General features: G+C 67.1%; 1 protein-coding gene. It reads left to right on the top strand.

What is annotated here, in order from left to right; translation table 11 throughout:
• Window positions 1–593: UDP-glucose dehydrogenase family protein (locus tag ACFWZU_RS16265; RefSeq protein ID WP_439702555.1), on the top strand; the 593-nt coding region annotated here is incomplete at both ends.

Below are 593 nucleotides of genomic sequence, written 5' to 3'. Positions count from 1 at the left end.
GTCTCCAACCCCGAGTTCCTCAAGGAAGGCGACGCGGTGGAAGACTGCCTGCGCCCGGATCGCATCGTGATCGGCAGCTCCAGCGAGCGCGCCACCGCCGTGCTGCGCAAGCTCTACGCGCCGTTCAACCGCAACCACGACCGCACGGTGGTGATGGACGAGCGTTCGGCGGAGCTGACCAAGTACGCGGCCAACGCGATGCTGGCGACCAAGATCAGCTTCATGAACGAGATCGCCAACATCGCCGAGCGCGTCGGCGCCGACATCGAACAGGTACGCCGCGGCATCGGCTCGGATCCGCGCATCGGCTACCACTTCATCTATCCGGGCGCCGGCTACGGCGGCTCGTGCTTCCCCAAGGACGTGCAGGCGCTGGAGCGGATCGCGCGCGCGGTGGATTTCGAGGCGAAGCTGCTCGGTGCGGTGGAAGCGGTCAACCACGCGCAGAAGGGCAAGCTGTTCGAGCTGATCGAGCGGCACTACGGCGGCGCGCTCAAGGGCAAGACCGTGGCGTTGTGGGGGCTGGCGTTCAAGCCCAACACCGACGACATGCGCGAGGCCTCCAGCCGCCGGCTGATGGAGATGCTGTGGGC

The organism is Frateuria sp. GZRR33 (assembly GCF_051900425.1).
Taxonomy (GTDB): Bacteria; Pseudomonadota; Gammaproteobacteria; order Xanthomonadales; family Rhodanobacteraceae; genus Frateuria_A.
This window is presented reverse-complemented; position numbering and strand designations above follow the sequence as displayed.